At 42.8% G+C, this 19,435-nt stretch carries 16 protein-coding genes; 13 read left to right on the top strand and 3 right to left on the bottom strand.

Annotated features, from left to right (window positions below; all coding sequences use genetic code 11):
- Positions 1-429: 429 nt before the first annotated feature.
- A complete protein-coding gene (gene dxs / locus ACFQZX_RS13240) occupies positions 430-2,361 on the bottom strand; it encodes a 1-deoxy-D-xylulose-5-phosphate synthase (RefSeq protein ID WP_377116077.1) in 1,932 nt (643 codons plus the stop codon).
- A gap of 127 nt (positions 2,362-2,488) precedes the next feature.
- Between dxs and ACFQZX_RS13235 the strand changes: the two genes are divergently transcribed.
- From ACFQZX_RS13235 to ACFQZX_RS13225, 3 genes are all read left to right on the top strand, one after another.
- The gene (locus ACFQZX_RS13235; RefSeq protein ID WP_377116073.1) at positions 2,489-3,235 is read left to right on the top strand and encodes a segregation and condensation protein A; all 747 of its coding nucleotides are present in this window, start codon (positions 2,489-2,491) and stop codon (positions 3,233-3,235) included.
- 108 nt (positions 3,236-3,343) lie between these two features.
- Positions 3,344-4,624 (top strand): serine hydroxymethyltransferase, encoded by a 1,281-nt coding sequence (glyA, locus tag ACFQZX_RS13230; RefSeq protein ID WP_377116071.1) that lies wholly within the window; start codon positions 3,344-3,346, stop codon positions 4,622-4,624.
- A gap of 8 nt (positions 4,625-4,632) precedes the next feature.
- Positions 4,633-7,761 carry a PAS domain S-box protein gene (locus tag ACFQZX_RS13225; RefSeq protein WP_377116069.1) on the top strand — a complete coding sequence of 1,043 codons (3,129 nt, stop codon included), beginning with the start codon at positions 4,633-4,635 and terminating at the stop codon, positions 7,759-7,761.
- A 69-nt stretch (positions 7,762-7,830) separates the two neighbouring features.
- On the opposite strand, the gene ACFQZX_RS13220 is transcribed toward ACFQZX_RS13225, so the two are convergent.
- Positions 7,831-8,529: a ComF family protein gene (locus ACFQZX_RS13220; RefSeq protein WP_377116067.1), complete on the bottom strand. Its 699-nt coding sequence runs from the start codon at positions 8,527-8,529 to the stop codon at positions 7,831-7,833.
- A gap of 51 nt (positions 8,530-8,580) precedes the next feature.
- A complete protein-coding gene (rlmN, locus tag ACFQZX_RS13215; protein ID WP_377116065.1) occupies positions 8,581-9,651 on the bottom strand; it encodes a 23S rRNA (adenine(2503)-C(2))-methyltransferase RlmN in 1,071 nt (356 codons plus the stop codon).
- A gap of 141 nt (positions 9,652-9,792) precedes the next feature.
- Between rlmN and ACFQZX_RS13210 the strand changes: the two genes are divergently transcribed.
- The 10 genes from ACFQZX_RS13210 (at position 9,793) to gatA (ending at position 19,413) form a co-directional block, all read left to right on the top strand.
- Positions 9,793-10,965 carry an amidohydrolase family protein gene (locus ACFQZX_RS13210; RefSeq protein WP_377116063.1) on the top strand — a complete coding sequence of 391 codons (1,173 nt, stop codon included), beginning with the start codon at positions 9,793-9,795 and terminating at the stop codon, positions 10,963-10,965.
- 85 nt (positions 10,966-11,050) lie between these two features.
- Positions 11,051-11,323 (top strand): acylphosphatase, encoded by a 273-nt coding sequence (locus tag ACFQZX_RS13205; RefSeq protein ID WP_377116062.1) that lies wholly within the window; start codon positions 11,051-11,053, stop codon positions 11,321-11,323.
- Between the two features lie 28 nt (positions 11,324-11,351).
- Positions 11,352-12,854 (top strand): lipopolysaccharide biosynthesis protein, encoded by a 1,503-nt coding sequence (locus tag ACFQZX_RS13200; protein WP_377116060.1) that lies wholly within the window; start codon positions 11,352-11,354, stop codon positions 12,852-12,854.
- Positions 12,851-13,285: a dUTP diphosphatase gene (dut, locus tag ACFQZX_RS13195; protein WP_377116058.1), complete on the top strand. Its 435-nt coding sequence runs from the start codon at positions 12,851-12,853 to the stop codon at positions 13,283-13,285. The genes ACFQZX_RS13200 and dut overlap by 4 nt, the downstream gene beginning before the upstream one ends.
- A 2-nt stretch (positions 13,286-13,287) precedes the next feature.
- Positions 13,288-15,027 (top strand): tetratricopeptide repeat protein, encoded by a 1,740-nt coding sequence (locus tag ACFQZX_RS13190; RefSeq protein ID WP_377116056.1) that lies wholly within the window; start codon positions 13,288-13,290, stop codon positions 15,025-15,027.
- Entirely contained in the window at positions 15,005-15,802 is a 798-nt protein-coding gene (locus ACFQZX_RS13185; RefSeq protein WP_377116054.1) for a DUF4292 domain-containing protein, read from the top strand. Before ACFQZX_RS13190 ends, ACFQZX_RS13185 begins: the two co-directional genes overlap by 23 nt.
- Before the next feature lie 16 nt (positions 15,803-15,818).
- The gene (locus tag ACFQZX_RS13180) at positions 15,819-17,111 is read left to right on the top strand and encodes a murein hydrolase activator EnvC family protein (protein ID WP_377116052.1); all 1,293 of its coding nucleotides are present in this window, start codon (positions 15,819-15,821) and stop codon (positions 17,109-17,111) included.
- Positions 17,112-17,166: 55 nt separating this feature from the next.
- Complete coding sequence (gene tatA, locus ACFQZX_RS13175; protein ID WP_377116050.1) at positions 17,167-17,652, top strand: twin-arginine translocase TatA/TatE family subunit; 486 nt, start codon at positions 17,167-17,169, stop codon at positions 17,650-17,652.
- A 42-nt stretch (positions 17,653-17,694) separates the two neighbouring features.
- A complete protein-coding gene (tatA, locus tag ACFQZX_RS13170) occupies positions 17,695-17,889 on the top strand; it encodes a twin-arginine translocase TatA/TatE family subunit (protein WP_377116048.1) in 195 nt (64 codons plus the stop codon).
- A 96-nt stretch (positions 17,890-17,985) separates the two neighbouring features.
- A complete protein-coding gene (gene gatA, locus ACFQZX_RS13165) occupies positions 17,986-19,413 on the top strand; it encodes an Asp-tRNA(Asn)/Glu-tRNA(Gln) amidotransferase subunit GatA (protein WP_377116046.1) in 1,428 nt (475 codons plus the stop codon).
- The last annotated feature ends 22 nt before the right edge of the window (positions 19,414-19,435 follow it).

Genomic DNA, 19,435 nt, shown 5'->3' with positions numbered 1-19,435 from the left:
CGCAAGCTTTCAGCTTGTGTCTAAATACATGTCAGCTTCCAGCTGACAAAAGCTGGAAGCTTTATTCATGTAAGGTCACGAGATACGCTACGCTAATCTCGCGACAGCGAAAAGTAAGCGTTTGCTGGCGCGAGCTTTTAGCTCGTGTCTAAATACATGTCAGCTTTCAGTTGACAAAAGCTGGAAGCTTTATTCAAGTAAGGTCACGAGATACGCTGTGCTAATTTCGCGACAGCGAAAAGTAAGCGTTTGCTGGCGCGAGCTTTTAGCTCGTGTCTAAATACATGTCAGCTTTCAGCTGACAAAAGCCGGAAGCTTTATCCATGAAAGGTCACAAGATACGCTGTGCTAATCTCGCGACAGCGAAGGGACTAATTAAAAACAAAGAGGGGCGAGAAATCATCGCTCTTTGTTTTTAATTAAATATCTTCAGGAGGCTATTGTATGATGTGTTTCCCTTTTAATGCCGAGCTGTTTTACCTGGGCGGCAATAGAGGCCGCATCATATCCGCACTCTGCCCATAGTTCTGGCTGTTCGCCGTGTTCTATAACAGCATCCGGTATGCCTAAGCGCACAACATGCGCATTATAGTTATTATCAGCCATAAACTCCAGTATGGCGCTGCCCATACCACCTTCAAGGCAACCGTCTTCTACAGTAATGATATGGTTATATTTTGTAAAAACCTCATGAAGCAAAGCCTCATCTAAAGGTTTTACAAAGCGTAAATCATAATGTGCCGGGAAGTAACCATCCGTGTGCAGCTGTTCAGTCGCTTTAACCACTTCGTTGCCAATAGCACCGATAGATAAAATGGCAACTTCTTCGCCATCGCATATTTTTCGGCCTTTGCCCACAGGTATGGCTTTCATTGGGCGTTGCCAGTCAACCATAACGCCATTGCCACGCGGGTAACGTATAACAAAAGGGCCCATGTTATCCTGCTGTGCGGTGTACATCAGGTTTCGCAGCTCTTCCTCGTTCATGGGGGCAGAGATGGTCATGTTAGGGATGCAACGCATATAAGCCAGGTCATAAGCGCCATGGTGGGTAGCACCATCCGCTCCTGCAAAGCCTGCACGGTCAAGGCACATTACTACGTTAAGCTTTTGTATAGCCACGTCATGGATCACCTGATCATAAGCCCGCTGCATAAAGCTGGAGTAAATGTTACAAAACGGTATCAGGCCCTGTGTAGCCAGCCCGGCGCTGAAGGTAACGGCATGCTGTTCAGCAATACCTACGTCAAACGCGCGGTTAGGCATAGCTTTCATCATCAGGTTTAATGAGCAGCCCGATGGCATGGCAGGTGTAATACCCATTATCTTAGGGTTAGCTTCAGCCAACTCTATGATAGTATGCCCAAACACGTCCTGGTATTTTGGCGGTTGCGGCTTATCATATTTTGTCTTTTTTATTTCGCCGGTAATTTTATCGAACAAACCGGGCGCATGCCACTTGGTCTGGTCCTTTTCTGCTAAAGCATACCCCTTACCTTTTACGGTAACACAGTGCAGCAGCTTTGGTCCGGGGATGTCGCGCAGGTCGCGCAGTAATTTTATCAGGTGTTTTACATCATGCCCGTCAACGGGGCCAAAGTACCTGAATTTAAGCGCTTCAAAAAAGTTACTGCGCTTTAAAAGTGTGCCCTTAACGCTTTTCTCTATCTTTTTAGCGATTTTGAAAGCATCGGGCCCCATAGATGATATTTTGGCCAGTACAGTGGCGATATCATCCCTTAAACGGTTATAAGGTTTTGATGTGGTGATATCAGTAAGATACTCTTTAAGTGCGCCAACATTCGGATCGATAGACATGTTGTTGTCGTTCAGTATCACCAGGATGTTAGAGTTTTCTATACCGGCATGGTTAAGGGCTTCAAAAGCCATGCCCGCGGTCATGGCACCATCGCCAATAACAGCAACATGCTGCCGGTCTGTTTCGCCTTTATACTGCGATGCTACAGCCATGCCCAAAGCCGCCGAAATAGATGTGGATGAATGCCCTACACCAAATGTATCATAAATACTTTCGCTGCGTTTGGGGAAACCGCTTATGCCTTTGTAAACGCGGTTGGTATGAAAAATCTCGCGCCGGCCGGTCAATATCTTGTGCCCGTAAGCCTGGTGGCCTACATCCCATACCAATTGGTCATAAGGGGTGTTTAATACATATTGCAAAGCTACAGTAAGCTCCACAGTACCCAGGCTTGCGGCAAAGTGACCGCCGTTAACCGATACTACATCAATAATATATTGCCGCAGCTCGTTGCAAACCTGTTCAAGTTCGTCTTCCTTAAGTTGCTTTAGATCAGAAGGATATTTAATTCTGTTTAAAAGATCACCGGCGGGTACCTGCATGTGTTATTTAATCACTGTGATTTAACTTACAAAGTAAGCCATTTTAATTGGAATATGTTAAAGTTAAATATTGTTTTGAAATTTAAATTAATATTTGTTTACCGTTAAATAGCTGTATTTTTGACATATGACCGAAGATGGGTTTGCTATAAAACTCCCGCAATTTGAAGGCCCTTTTGATTTGCTGCTGTTTTTTATTGAACGGGATGAGCTTGACATCCACGATATACCCATTGCCCGCATTACCGACGATTTTCTGAATTACATCCATCAAATGACCGTATTGAACATGGAGCTGGCCAGCGAATTTATTTTTGTTGCCGCTACATTAATGCGCATAAAGGCAAAAATGTTGTTGCCAAGGCACAATACGGGCGAAGAGGAGAACGAACTGGACACAAAAGAGGGGCTGATCCGTAAACTGATCGAATACAAGAAATTCAAGGTTTTATGTGATGAATTACGGCCGTTTGAGGATGAGCGCTTTAAGCAGGAAAAACGGGGTAACATTAAAGCCGATCTTGAGCAGGTGGAAAAGGTTGCTGTGCCTGGCGAGGAGCTTTCTGAGCTTACTTTGTACCGGTTAATGATGGTATACAACCGCATGATGCGGCAATACCTTACCCGCAGCCAGGAAGTGCACCACACGGTTGTGCAGTATCCCTATACCATTGAGAAGCAGAAAGAGGCCATTGCCCATCTGTTACAGGTCAACAAAAAGATGGACTTTAAAAACATAGCAGGCAACTCAGAAAACAAGGTGCATTTTGTTTATAATTTTTTAGCAGTGCTGGAGATGCTTCAGCAGGAAATGATAGAGATCACCATAGGCCTGGGTTTTAATAACTTCTGGATAGAACCTAAAGAGATGTGATATTTTAGATATTAAATGTAAGAAAGCACATTACATGACAGAGTTTTAAATCTCACATCTCATATCTCACATCTAATATCTAACTTTGCCGCGTTTTATAACAACATAATGAAAAGAGACAAATTAATATTCAAGCTGTTAGATGAGGAGCAGCAACGCCAGGAAGAAGGCATTGAGCTTATCGCATCAGAAAACTTTGTAAGCCGGCAGGTAATGGAGGCAGCAGGCTCTGTTGCTACAAACAAATATGCCGAAGGCTTGCCCGGTAAACGCTACTACGGCGGCTGCGAGGTGGTTGATGAAATTGAAACCATTGCAATTGAACGGGCAAAGCAACTTTTCAATGCCGCGTGGGCAAACGTACAACCGCACTCTGGCGCACAAGCTAATGCAGCTGTAATGTTAGCCTGCCTGCAGCCCGGCGACAAAATATTAGGATTTGATCTTTCGCATGGCGGCCACTTAACACATGGTTCGCCGGTTAACTTTTCCGGTAAATTATATGAGCCGCATTTTTACGGCGTAGTAAAAGAAACCGGTTTAATTGATTATGCGCAATTAGAAAGGGTTGCTTTAGAGCAAAAACCAAAACTGATTATCTGCGGCGCCTCTGCCTACTCGCGCGATTGGGATTATGCGTTCATTCGCAGTGTGGCAGATAAGGTTGGCGCTTTGGTATTGGCTGATATTTCGCATCCTGCAGGGTTAATTGCCCGCGGTTTACTGACAGACCCGCTACCGCATTGCCATATAGTTACTACTACAACACATAAAACACTTCGCGGCCCGCGTGGTGGGCTAATCCTGTTAGGTAAGGATTTTGAAAACCCATGGGGATTAAAAACACCTAAAGGCGAAGTAAGAATGATGTCGTCATTATTAGATATGGCGGTTTTCCCCGGTACGCAGGGTGGCCCGCTGGAACATATCATTGCAGCTAAAGCGGTTGCCTTTGGCGAGGCCTTATCAGACAGCTACATGAAATATATTGCACAGGTTAAACTTAATGCTGCAGCCATGGCCAAAGCTTTTGTAGACCGCGGTTATGATATTATATCTGGCGGTACAGATAATCACCTGATGCTAATCGATCTGCGTAATAAAAACATTACCGGTAAAGCTGCAGAGGCTGCCCTTGTCAGCGCTGATATCACCGCTAATAAAAATATGGTTCCGTTTGATGATAAGTCGCCATTTGTAACGTCGGGCATACGTCTTGGTACTGCTGCCATAACTACCAGGGGCTTAAAAGAAAAGCACATGGAGACTATTGTTGAACTGATAGATGCCGTGATTTTAGAGCCTGAGAACGAAACTTCTATAAAGAAAATTCGTAAAAAGGTACATAAATTGATGGAAGACTTTCCATTGTACCGGGATAAGGACTAATTTACTAAATGATAAAAACGGGAGAGCATCAGGAAGGAAACGAAGACCAGCGCTTAGCGGCCTTAAATTCTTATGATGTTTTAGATACCCTACCCGAAAAGGAGTTTGATGCCATAGCACGCCTGGCATCCTATATATGCCAGGCACCATTGGCTTTTATCACCTTTATTGATGATAAAAGGCAGTGGTTTAAATCAAAGGTTGGCTTTGATATAGATTTTATCCCGCTTGAAGATTCCTTTTGCAGGCACACCATCCTGAATGACCACCTTATAGAGGTGCCTGACGCTACTCAAAATAACCTTTATTGTGAAAGTGACCTGGTAAAAGGTGATTTTGCCATACGGTTTTATGCCAGCGCCCCCCTGATTGACCCGGACGGATACCGCATAGGCACCTTATGTGTATTTGACCAAAAACCAAAACATCTTTCGGATGAACAGCGTGATGCGATGCTCACACTGGCCAATGAGGTAATGTCGCACCTGATATTGCGCAAACAGAAAAAAGAACTCGAAAAAAACCTGGAAACGCATAAGCGTTATTCTGAACTGTTCAACAGCTCGTCAGAGATTCATTTTATCGCCAACGGGCAAGGGGATATTGAATTCATAAATAATACGGTTACTGCAATTTTAGGCTACACAAAGCAGCAGGCCATAGGTAAATCATTATGGGATTTTGTAGTAGGCCGTAACCGGGACAAGTATATACCGTTAATAGAAGAAGCCCTGCAATCGCACAAGCCATTTGAGCTGGAAACAGAAACTGTTACACTTGCCGGCGAAGTGAAGCATCTGAGCTGGACTGCCATTAACCGTGATGGTAAATGGTATGCAAGCGGGAGGGATACTACCTATCAGCAGCAGCTGATAAAAGAAACGCAGCAATTATCGTTGGTTGCCAGTAAGATAAAAAATGGCGTTGTTATTAGTAATGCCCACGATGAGGTAATATGGATAAACGAGGCCTTTGAGAATATCACCGGGTACAACCTAAAAGATGTAAAAGGTAAATTTTTAGGTGAGGTACTAAAGGGAAGACCGGTAGATGCAGAAGCTGAAAAAGCGCTGATTGAGGCACGGAAAAACAATCGGTCGTACGAGGTTGAACTGGCTATGGTAAGCCGTTACGGGCAGCAGCTTTGGGTATCTATTACCAATTCGCCAATATACAATGCGGATGGATCGGTTGAAAAATATATCCGCATAGTGATAGATATAACCAAACGTAAAAAGGCCGAACAGGAGGTAGAGGTATTATCTTTTGCGGCGCGTAAATCGCCAAGCGGTATAATGATACGCGATGCTAAAGGTCATATCATATGGATGAATGAGGCCATGGAGCATATTATTGGTTATAAACTTAACGAGCTGAAGGGGCAAACTGTTGGCACTTTGCTTATAGGCGAGGATACTAACCTGGAGGTATTTCAGAGCGCTTTGCAGGCCGTAAAAGAAAACCGGCCTTATGAGGTTGAAATAAAAATTTACAAAAAAGACGGTTCAACCGCCTGGGTTTTTATATCCAACAGCCCGCTGTTTAACGATACCGGTAACCTGGAACGCCAGATAGGCGTGATGGTTGATATCAGCGAGCGCAAGAAAATAGAAGAACAGCTTACCATGCTATCATTGGTAGCCAGCAAAACCAACAGCGGGGTAGTTATCAACAACAGCCAAGGCAAGGTAGAGTGGGTTAACAATGCTTTTGAGCAGATAACAGGTTATACTATTGATGATGTACGGGACAAGCACCTTGGCGATTCGCTTAAAGGGGAACTTACCGATATATCGATCATACAAAAAGCACGTGAGCTTTCAGAAAAAAAGCAATCTTTTGAGGTAGACCTGCTGATCTATCGCAAGGATGGGCAACCGCTTTGGATATCCGTCATTAACTCGGTTATTATTGGTGATAAAGGCAAAGTAGATAAGTATATAGAAACCATTATTGATATTACAGCCAAGAAAAAGGCCGAGTTGGAGCTGATTGCCGCTAAAGAAGAGGCCTTGCAGCTTAGCCGTGCCAAGGATATGTTTATAGGGGTAATGAGCCACGAGATACGTACGCCGCTGAATGCGGTTATAGGCATGTCGCACTTATTGCTTGAGGATAACCCTCATGAGTCGCAGAAAGAAAATTTAAGCATACTTAAGTTTTCGGCAGAGAACCTGATGACGCTTATAAACGATGTGCTTGATTTCACTAAAATCGAGACCGGAAATATCGAGCTGGAAAAAGCAGGAGTTGATTTGCGCGAAATGGTGCAGAGTATCATCGGTTCAATGAAATTTAAGGCGGATGAAAAGAATATTTATCTTAAACAAAGCATAGATGAGGCGGTGCCGGTCAAAATAATTGGCGACAGGGCGCGCCTTGTACAGATTTTGTTGAATTTGGTAAGTAATTCTGTTAAATTTACCAGCCGTGGCGGTGTCAATATCGATCTGAAGGTAATTGAGCAAACTAAAGATACCGTACGCATAAGGTTTGGGGTTTCTGATACCGGCATTGGCATTGCCAAAGAGAAATTAGGAACTATTTTTGAATCATTTAAACAAGCTGAAGCTGATACTACCCGTAATTATGGAGGAACCGGGTTAGGTTTGGCCATCAGTAAGCGTTTAATAGAGCTTCATGATTCGCGTATCAATGTAGATAGCGTACTTGGGGAAGGCTCGACGTTTTGGTTTACAATTACATTTAACAAATTGGAAGACCATCAAATAAATAAAAGTTATAAAGTGGAAACAGGCTTAAATATCAATGTGTTAGTGGTTGATGATAACCAGATAAACAGATTGCTTATAAATAAGGTACTAAAAAAATGGGGTGCAAGCGCCGATTTTGCTGAAAATGGACAGGAAGCGATTGATAAGCTTGAGCAACAGCAGAGCTTTGATGTGGTATTAATGGATATACACATGCCTATTATGGGCGGGCTTGAAGCTGCAGGCGTTATCCGGTCAAAAAATGAATCGTATTATCAGCAATTGCCTATTATTGCATTAACCGCATCTATGCTGAGCAACCAGATGGGCGAGATAGAAACTGCCGGCATGAATGATTATATACTTAAACCGTTTGACCCGGCAACACTTTTCGAAAAACTAAGCAGGTATCAGAAACAGTAGTACAGTGAGAGGTAAATGGTGAGTAGGTGAGTGGAAATAGTGAGTGGTGAGGCCTGTATAGTGAAGGGCTTACTCGGCGTAGGCTATGGCTGCGATACTTAACTTTAAACCAGGCACTTTCAGTAGTTCATTACCGCAGGCCTCAAGTGTAGAGCCGGTAGTTACAATATCATCCACCAATAATACGTGTTTATTGGCAAGGCTCTGGGGATGAGATAATTTAAACACTTCCTTCATGTTTTCAAACCTTGCGAACCTCGATTTATGGGTTTGGGTGGTTGTCGCAACAGATCTTACCAGGTTGTAATTTTCAACACGTGCATCAAGCACTTCAGCAATACCTTCAGCAAAGTGCGCGCTTTGATTGTAACCGCGCTGCTTTAATCTTTTTGTATGCAGCGGCACCGGTATAATCAAGTCTACAGAAGCATATCCTTTATTTTGGAGCAGCTGTTTACCGGCTAAATTTCCAAGCATATTTCCTACCTGCGGCCTATCGTTGTATTTTAACTGGTGCACCATATTTTGCACTTTACCGCCTTTGTTAAAATAATAAAGTGCGTAGGCTTGTTGTAAATCAAGCTTTCCCCAAAACTGGCGGGCAACAATATTATCAGGCTGTAAATGAAAGTTAGTTAAAGGCAGGTTATACCGGCAGTCGGTACACATCAGTTCTTCCCCTGCTATAAGCGTATTATTACATGCCACACATAGTCGCGGAAAGATCAGCGAAACAAAATCGGCCACATAACTGCGCAGTAATTGCATGCCTTAAAGTAGCAAAATATCTGATAAGTAAGGCGGTTGAGAATTAAATACTCAGGAAAGGCTGGCTTCCTTTTCTTTTTCGTTGATGGCCAGTTGCCCGCAGGCTGCGTCGATATCCTTACCGCGGCTGCGGCGGATATTAGTGGTAACGCCTTGTTTGCGCAGGTAATCAGCAAATACTTCAATGCGGTCTTCGCCGGCATTAATAAAGTTAGCAAACGATATGGGGTTGTATTCAATAATATTAACCTTACAAGGCAGGTGCTTACAAAAACGGGCCAGCTCTTCAGCATCTTTCAGGGTATCATTGACGCCATCAAAAACAATATACTCGTATGTAACCGCGTTTTTAGTTTTAGCATAATAATATTTCAAAGCTTCTGCCAAGGCTTTAAGCGAGTTTTGCTCATTTATAGGCATTATAGCATTACGCTTTTCGTCGTTAGCGGCATGTAGCGATAAAGCCAGGTTAAACTTTACCTTATCATCACCCAGTTTGCGTATCATTTTTGCAATGCCTGCAGTTGATACGGTTATACGCTTGGCGGCCATATTCAGCCCGTCTTCGGCTGTGATACGTTCTATAGATTTTAAAACGTTAGCGTAATTAAGCAATGGTTCGCCCATGCCCATATATACGATGTTTGAAAGCGGTATGCCATAATTTTCACGGGCCTGTTTATCAATCAGCACAACCTGGTCATAAATCTCATCGGGGTTAAGGTTGCGTTTGCGCTCCATATATCCCGTAGCGCAAAATTTACAGGTGAGGCTGCACCCAACCTGCGAAGAAACGCATGCCGTCATTCTGTCGGTTGTTGGGATTAAAACACCCTCAATTAAATGGGTATCATGCAATATAAAAGAATTTTTTATAGTTTTATCAGCACTAACCTGCGACGAATTTATCCTGACATTGTTGATAACGAATGTCTCGTTCAGTTTAGACCTTAGTTCTTTTGAAATATTGCTCATGTCATCAAAAGATAAACATGACTTTTGCCAAAGCCACTCATAAACCTGCCTGGCCCGGAAAGGCTTTTCGCCCATGCTTATAAACTGCTGTTGAAGAGCTTCAAGCGTAAGACTGCGGATGTCTATTTTATCTTTTTTATTGTTCACGTTACAAAAGTACTTAAATTTAAAAAATCTGTTCTTAATTTAAAGTCATTCTTTTTTCAGATTAAAAACAATAACTAAAAGTTAATTGTATTTTTGAGAAATGTGGGTTTAACAAGACATTGCTGATGCCAAGTTATATTAATGAAAAGTTTTAAAGCTGATTACGTTTTCCCTGTTTGTGCCGATCCCGTCAAGAATGGAATTGTTACTGTAGATGATTATGGAAAAATCATTTCAATCACCGACGAAAGTACTCCTCCTCCCATTGATGTCCCTGTTGAAACTTTAAGTGGTGTAATTGTACCGGGCTTTATCAATACACATTGCCATACCGAGCTTTCGCATTTGCAGGATAAAATTGCACAAGGCGGCGGGCTTATCAATTTTATTAAGGATATCCTTACCCTGCGCTCGTCAGATAAAACCGACATACTCGCTGCGGCCGAAGCTGCCGACCAGCAGATGTATGAGAATGGCATTGTTGCAGTTGGAGATATTTCCAACAACAGTGTCACCGTAGATATAAAAGCCAAAAGCAAATTATACTATCATACTTTTGTTGAGGTACTTGGCTTTGTGCCAGAACGTGCCGAAGAGATGTTTGACAACGCTTTGAAAACAGCGGAGCAGTTTAAGCCGCAATCAGTTTCCATAACGGCACATGCACCCTACACGGTATCAAAAGAGCTTTTTAAGCTAATAAAAAAATATAGCGACAGTGGCGAAAATCTGCTGAGTATCCATAACCAGGAATGCGAAGATGAGAACAAGTTTTATCGTTATAAACTTGGAGGATTTAATGACCTGTATCAGCATCTGGGGATCAATATAGATTTTTTCAGGCCACAGGCACGCAACTCGCTGCAAAGCATTATCCCGCTTTTAACCAACCGCCAAAAAATATTGATGGTGCATAATACTTGTACCAACTTAAAGGATATTTATTTCATCAAACGGTTCGACCGTAAAATAAACTGGTGTTTTTGCCCCAATGCTAACCTTTATATAGAAAAGCGTTTGCCAAAAGTAGACCTTTTCATTAATCAGGGCCTTAATATCACTTTAGGGACAGACAGCCTTGCTTCAAACACAAAGCTGTGTATCTTAAATGAGATGCGCACATTGCAGCAAAACTTCCCGGCATTATCTATAGAAACCCTACTGGAATGGGCTACTATCAACGGCGCCCGCTTTTTAGGGATCGATAATGAAAAAGGAACTATCGAAACAGGTAAAACACCGGGGCTTAACTTACTTACCGGGCTTAGCGGGTTTAAAATAACCGACGATACCAAAGTGAAAAAATTGGTTTAAGAGCTAATTAGGTTGATTGAACAGGATTAAGTTTATTTGTAATGATAATGACAGTTGTACGTTATCATAACTATCAACCGCAAACATGAAGCATCTGGATATAATTGTTAAAGGGAAAGTGCAAGGCGTTTTTTTTCGTAAATCTACCAAGGCTGTAGCTGACCAGTTAGGCGTAAAGGGCTTTGTTAAAAATGAGGGCAATGGTGATGTTTTTATTGCCGCCGAAGCAGATACCACTACTATGGACATGTTTTTAGACTGGTGTAAGGAAGGGCCTGAAGATGCCACCGTAACATCTATAGAGAGCCATGAAGGCGAATTAAAAAACTATCGTAATTTTGAGGTAGTAAAAAAATAATTCATAACCATTAATAGCTCCATTATAATTGTCAACCGCTAAAAAATTTGCCGGGCAAACGGCTGTGTACGGTTTAAGCACTATAGCCGGCAGGGTACTTGGATTTTTCCTTACGCCCATATATACCCGAACTTATGCCGCTAAAACATACGGTATTTTCGGCAACATGTTCAGTTATGCATCTATGTTGAACGCATTGCTGGCTTTTGGCATGGAGACAACTTATTTCAGGTACCTCAATAAACATCCAAACAATAAGCAGGCTGTTTATAACAACTCATTTGCCGCTATTCTGGCTATATCACTGCTGTTTTTTTTGCTGACCTTCCCTTTTGCAGGTAATATCACAGATTGGATACGGGTAGATAATACTACTCCCAAAGATCAGTATGTTTTATATACCAAATATTTCATTGGTATTTTAATTTTTGATGCATTATGTGTCATCCCCTTTGCTAAAGTACGTGCAGATGGCCATCCTGGCCGCTATGGCATAATCAAGCTGGCAAACGTTGTGATATTTGTAGGTTTCAACCTGTTTTTTATTTACGCGGTACCGTTTATCATAAAGCATAATTTACCGGGAGCGGCTTTTATTAAACCCTGGTTTAAGCAAGGATGGTTAGGATATGTGTTCTTATCTAACCTGATATCAAGCATTGTTACTTTTTTAATGCTTTTACCAGAGTTGCTCAAATTAAGGCCTTCTTTCAACAGGGTGTTATTCTCCGAAATGTTAGTATATAGCTGGCCTGTATTGATAGCCAACTTTTCTTACCTTGTTAATGAAAACCTGGATAAGATATTATTAGGCAAACTATTGCCCGAAAGCGTAAGCGCCATGCAGGTGGGTATTTATACAGCCTGTGCAAAAATATCCATCTTCCTAAGCATATTTGTCAATGCCTTCAGGCTGGGTGCCGAGCCGTTCTTTTTTAGCCATGCCAAAAACAAGAATGCCACGCTTACCTATGCGCGGATCATGAATTATTTTGTGATAGCGGTATGCATCATATTTGTTGCGCTGGTAGCTAATATCGAGCTGCTTAAATACTTTATTAAAGGGAAAAATGCGGAGCAAACTACGCTGTACTGGTCGGGCATACAGGTAATCCCTGTATTGTTGTTCGGGTATGTAAGCCTGGGTATTTACATGAACTTATCTGTTTGGTATAAGCTGACGGATCAAACTAAATATGGCTTATACATTTCTGGGGTAGGTGCAATACTTACCATAATACTTAACCTGATTTTTATTCCCTACTTTGGTTATATCGCATCGGCCTGGATATCACTTGCTGCCTATGCCAGCATGATGATCTTATCATACCTGTGGGGGCAAAAAAACTATCCCATACCTTATAATATAAAAAAGAACCTTGCCTATATCATTATATCGGTGGCGCTCGTTTATTTATCATTCAGTGTTTTTCATCGTAATATATTTATAGGTAACGGTCTTTTCGTTTTATTTGGCTTAGGCGCTTTATATGCCGAACGCAAAGAACTAAAAGCTATATTTAGCAAATGAACATCAGGATAATCAACAATTCAAAAAATGCCCTTCCGGCATATGAAACGCTGCATGCGGCAGGTATGGATCTACGGGCAAACCTCGAAGAAACCGTTACTTTAAAACCGCTTGAGCGTAAACTGATACCAACCGGCCTGCATATCGAACTGCCTGAAGGCTACGAGGCGCAAATACGCCCCCGCAGCGGCCTGGCGTTTAAACATGGTATTGGCATTGTAAACTCTCCGGGTACTATAGATGCCGATTACAGGGGCGAAATAAAAGTACTGCTGGTAAACCTTTCAAACGAAGATTTTGAAATTAATACCGGCGACCGTATAGCCCAGATGATCGTAGCTAAACACGAGCAGGTTACCTGGGTACAGGCAGATGAGTTAGGCGAAACAACACGCGGGCATGGCGGTTATGGGCACACCGGGTTAGGATAAGCATGAGATTAACGGCAGCATTAACTTTATTTACGTTGATACCGTTGGCTGGTTTTGCACAAAACAACAAAATCGGCAGCGCTAATAGTGCCATTATTATTGCCGGCCGTCCTATGTCGGCAACAGACAGCAGCGCCGTTAAACAGTTGTTTTTTTCGGCCCTGCGCGAAAAAACCATGGAAAACAACAAGCAGGCTGCCGAGCTTTTTAACCATGTGCTGCAGATAGACCCCGCCAATGATGCCAGCATGTTTGAGCTGGCCAACCTCGAGCTTATAAAAAACAATTACCAGGAAGCGCAGCCTTTACTGGAACGTGCGGTAACCGTAAACCCTGATAACGAATGGTATTGGGTTGCACTTGCCGGGGTGTATGAAAAAAACAATGACCTTAGCAAGCTGGAGAATGTGTTCAATGAGCTTATCCGCCTTAACCCCGAAAAGCCGGATTATTACTTTGATAAGGCCAATGCTTTTTATCTGCAAAAAAGATATAACGAAGCCCTAAAGCTTTACGATAAAGTTGAACAGTTGGCCGGGCCGAGCGAAGAGTTGCTTTTTAACCGCCAGAAGATATATTTAAGACAGGGCGATGTAAAAAAAGCAGCGTCATTATTTGATGACCTGATAACTGCCAACCCCACACAAATACGATATTACCTGGGGCAGGCAGAGGTTTATAACTCTAACGGGCAAAATGATAAAGCATTGGCCACACTGCAAAAGGCCAAAGCTGTTGACCCGCAAAACGGAATGCTCCACCTGGCTTTGGCAGATATTTATCGTGAGCAAAACAAACCCGAGGCCAGCTATGATGAACTGGAAATTGCTTTTGCAAATCCCGATATTGACATCGACCAGAAACTGAGGATTATATTAGGCTATGTGCCCAAATTCCCGGAGCCTAACGCTAAGGCAAGCGCCTTGGAGCTGAGCCGCATTATCGCGACCGCCCACCCGGACGAAAGCAAGGCACAAGCTATTTACGGCGACATGCTGCTGCAGAATGATAGGATAAAAGAAGCCAAAGAAGTTTACAAAAAAGCGGTAAGCTTAGATAAGCAGGCCTACAATATACAGGAGCAGTTGGTAAGGATAGAGCTGGGCGAGAATGATATTGATGCTGCTATTGCTGATGGCGAGCAATCCTTAGCGCTTTTTCCGAACCAGGCATGGATGAATTATATGGTTGGCGCCGCCTGGTTAGAGAAAAAAGATTATAAAAAGTCTATCAGTTACCTAAAAAACGCTTCGGATTTAGGCGCAGGCGATAAAAACCTGCTTACACAAAGCTATGCGTTGTTAGGCGATGCGTACCATTCTGCAGGGGATAATACTGCATCAGACATGGCATATGAAAAGGCAATTGCGCATGACCCTGATAATGCTTTCACGCTGAACAATTATGCCTACTATTTGTCGTTAAGAAATGAGCAGTTAGATAAAGCGTCGCAAATGTCGGCAAAGAGCAATGCGCTTCAGCCTAATACCGCGTCATTTGAAGATACTTATGCCTGGATATTGTTCAGGCAAAAAAAATACACCGAGGCTAAACTTTGGATGGAAAAGGCGCTCTTACATACCAAAGGTAGCAGCGCCGTGAAAACAGAGCATTACGGCGATATTTTATACTTTTTAGGCGATACCGGTGCTGCGCTTCAAAATTGGTTAAAAGCAAAACAGCAAGGCGGTAATTCGCCGCTATTAGAACGCAAGATTAATGAGAAAAAATATTTTGAATAAGGTTGCCGTCATCATTTGCCTTTTTGGTTTGATGGCATGTAAATCAAAAAAACTGGTTGTTGTAAATCGCCCCGCCGTTGCCGATTCGGCCGCTATCAATAAAGCAAACACGTTGCGCAGCAAGCTTGCCGCTATCAAATCGCAGCAGGTAACTTTCAATACCTTTTCGGGCAAGGCCAAGGCCAAGCTGGATATCAATGGCAAAAGCAATGATGTTACCTTGAACATCCGCATTAACCGCGATCAAAAAATATGGATATCCATCACAGCGATAGCTGGCATCGAGGTAGCGCGCGCGCAGATAACGCCGGATAGCTTGCAGGTTTTAAACCGCCTGCAAAGCCTGTATCTGAACAAACCTTTTAGCTATATACATAGCTTTACCGGCAAACAGGTTAATTTTAAAACCATACAGTCGCTGCTGGTGGGCAATGCCATTCCCGAGCTACTGAATGAGGATGTAGATTTAACGACCGAAGGTAACAATACCGTTATAAACGGCAATTTACAGGCAGTGGTTTTCAAGCTGCTGCTGGGGGCCGATCTTAAAGTTACACAAACCAGCCTTTCAAATACGGCGGCAAGGCAGGCGTTACAGGTAACCAACAATGTGTTCATACAGGCTGATAACCGCATTATACCTTCACAAATAGATATTTCATCTACAGCAGGAGATAAAAAGATACAGGCAAACCTACGCTATACCAGGGCCGAGTTTGATCAGCCGCTTGATTATCCTTTTAGTATCCCTAAAAGTTACGAACCTGCTAATTAAATTATATTTTTGGTGAATGAAATTTTTTAGAGCCGTTTTTTTTCTTGTTTGTGTATTTGCAGCAACGGGTGTTTTTGCCCAAAGCAGTGCCGAATTGAAACGTCGGCGCGATAAATTGTCAGACGAGCTTGAACAGCTTAACCGTGAATACGAAGAAACTAAGAACAGTAAGAAGGTTTCGTTAAAACAGCTTAATATTTTAAAAGCTCAGATCAATCTTCGCGAAGAAAAAATCACAAACATCAACTCTGAGGTAAGAAATTTAGATAATCAGATCTCTGAGAGCAATAATACCGTACGTAGTTTACAGGGGCAGTTAGATCAGTTAAAGAAAGAGTACGCCGGCATGGTGCTTTTTGCTTACCGTAACCAAAGCGCGTACAATAAACTCATGTTTATTTTCGCTGCCAAAGACTTTAACCAGGCCTATCGGCGTTTAAAATATTTACAGCAGTTTGGCACCTACCGCGAGCGGCAGGCCGGGTACATACAAAATACCCAGCGCGACCTGCATGTAAAGATCAACGAGTTAGATAAAGACAAGCGGGAAAAAAGGACATTGCTGCAAAGCCAGGAAAAGGAAAAAGAGGAGTTAGGCAAGGCCAAAAATAACCAGGTAAAGGTTATATCAGATATCTCTAAACAACAAGGCTCGTTAAGAAAGCAGCAAAGTGATGTACGCAGAAGGTTGGCGCAAACTAACAAAGCAATCACTGCAGCCATCAGGCGGGAAATTGAAATAGCCAAAAGGGAGGCAGAAGAAAAAGAAAGGGCGCGTGCCCGTGCCGAAGCCGCAAGGGCAAAGGCGGAGAACAGGGAAGCGGTTGCAACAAAGCCAACCATTACCAAAAACTCTACAAATAGCGAGATACTGAATGCTACGCCAGAGGCAGCAAGGCTGTCTAACGACTTTCTGGGCAATCGTGGCCGTTTACCATGGCCGGTTGCAAACGGACAGTTAGTGCATGGCTTTGGTACTTATGCGGATGCCGACGGAATACGTAACGAAAATAACGGCTACGAGATACGTACTAACCCTAATTCGGCGGTACGTGTGGTGTTTGAGGGCGAGGTGAGGAGTGTTGTAGATGTTGCGGGCGCTTATTTAGTGGTAGTTAAGCATGGTGAATACTTTACATCATACTCAAACTTAAAATCGGTTTCGGTAAGTGTGGGGCAAAAGGTGAGTACCAAACAAACTATAGGTACGGTAGCAATAGACCCTGCTACAGGCGATGCGACCATGACATTTACTTTAAATAAAGGCAGGGAGTTTGTTAACCCCAGGTTATGGCTTGCACCCGATTGATTTTTAACTTGATGCAATACTAATTGTATATATTTGTAATCTTAAATTAAAAAAGATGTTAAGTTCGGTTTTATTATTTTTGAATATCGGCACGCCGGAAATGATTTTGATATTATTTGTGGCCCTTATGCTGTTTGGCGGTAATAAGCTGCCTGAGCTTGCCCGCGGGTTAGGAAAAGGTATTCGTGATTTTAAAGAAGCATCAGAGGATGTGAAGCGCGAGATCAATAACCAGATTAATAACTACGAGGATAAAAAGCCGGAAAAGCCAGTTGAAACTACTCCGGAATTGCCGGCTCATGAGCCTGTTGCCGGTACCATTGCGGCTTATGAAGGCCACGCTGCAACCGATGCTATTGAAGAAGACGAAATTGCCGGCGAAGCCATTGCAGAGAACATGGAAACACAAGCTGCCGCTGCCGAAGATGCTACTTATGAAAATGAAACCGAGCTTAAGCATCCGGTAACAGGTAGTGCAAACAAGTTAACATCTGCCCCGGTAGAGACAGAGCAGGAACCTGTTAATAAAACTATTGAATAAACTAAGTTAGGTAACAAAATATTTCATTAAAAACTAAAAATCATGGGTGGATTAGGCGCACCAGAAATTATTCTGATCATTATTGCAATATTGATCTTATTCGGCGGGAAGAAAATTCCTGAATTAATGCGAGGTTTAGGTAAAGGCGTTAAAGAGTTTAAAGACGCGCAAAACGGCGAAAACTCTACTACCGCAAATACCACAACAACTACTACCGAAGATAAGCCAAAGGTTTAATCTCGGGTACATTACAGGGCAGTTATACGCTGCTTATAAAAACTTATCTGTTGAAAATATTTAGGCTTCAACAGATAAGTTTTTTATTTTAGGCCCATGGCTAAAAACTATACCTCTTATAGTGAACTTAAGAGCGGCTTGCAAAGTAGGGAAACAACGGCTGAAGGCCTGGTAAAAACATATCTTGAACAGATCAAAGCCAATATTCATTTAAACGTATTCAACGAGGTTTTTGAAGATGAGGCCATAGCTTCTGCAAAAGCTGTTGATGTGCGCATACAGGCAGGCGAACACATGGGTAAGCTGGCTGGTATGGTCATCGCTATTAAAGATAATATTTGCTACAAGGATCATAAAGTTTCCGCTTCATCAAAAATTCTTGAAAATTTCACGTCCATTTATTCCTCAACAGTTGTTGAGCGCCTGCTGGCAGAAGATGCCATAATCATAGGCCGCTGTAACTGCGATGAGTTTGCCATGGGCGCCGCAAATGAAAACTCATACTATGGGCCGGTAAAAAATTACGCCGATGAAACCCGCGTATCAGGTGGTTCATCCGGCGGTTCTGCCGTAGCAGTACAGGCAGGGATGTGCCATGCCGCTATAGGTACAGATACTGGTGGCTCGGTGAGGCAACCAGCGGCTTTTTGTGGTGTTGTTGGCTTTAAACCAACCTATGGCCGTATATCAAGGCATGGTATTATCAGCTATGCATCGTCTTTTGATCAGGTTGGCCCGTTAACTCAATCTGTTGAAGATGCTGCTTTACTGCTTGAAGTACTGGCCGGCCCTGATGAATTTGACAGCACACTCTCCGGCAAACCTGTACCTCAGGCTTCATCAGTAAAAAAAGAGAGCGGTAAAAAACGTATAGCTTATCTGCAGGAGTCGTTATCAAGCCCGGGAGTTGACCTGGAAATAAAGGCCTCTCTTACAACTTACATAGATAAACTCCGTGCCGACGGGCATACGGTTGAATCTATATCTTTTGATCTGCTGGATTACCTGGTGCCTACTTACTATATACTGGCCATGGCCGAGGCGTCGTCAAATCTGGCGCGTTATGACGGTGTGCACTATGGTTACCGCAGCCCCAATGCCACTGATTTGACATCTACCTATAAGCTGTCCCGCTCCGAAGGATTCGGGAAAGAGGTAAAGCGCCGTATCATGCTGGGCACATTTGTTTTAAGCGCCGGTTATTACGATGCCTATTACGCTAAAGCGCAAAAAGTGCGCAGGCTTATTCAACAAAAAACCAACGAGATATTGAACGAGTACGATTTTCTGCTTACGCCTGCCGCGCCCGAACCTGCTTTTGCTTTAGGGTTAAAAGAGCATGACCCTGTAGTAACCTATTTGTACGATATTTTTACTGTCCAGGCATCCCTGGCAGGGGTACCCGCAATTTCCTTACCAGCAGGCAATAATGCTAAAGGTTTACCGTTAGGGTTACAATTATTAACTAAAAGTTTTGGCGAAACGGAACTGTTAAATTTCTCTGAATATTTCCTGCAGCTATAAAAACTTAATATATTAGTAAATA

Source organism: Mucilaginibacter litoreus, assembly GCF_042676805.1.
Taxonomy (GTDB): domain Bacteria; phylum Bacteroidota; class Bacteroidia; order Sphingobacteriales; family Sphingobacteriaceae; genus Mucilaginibacter; species Mucilaginibacter litoreus.
The sequence above is the reverse complement of the archived record's forward strand: the minus strand, read 5'-3'. Positions and strand labels throughout refer to the sequence as shown.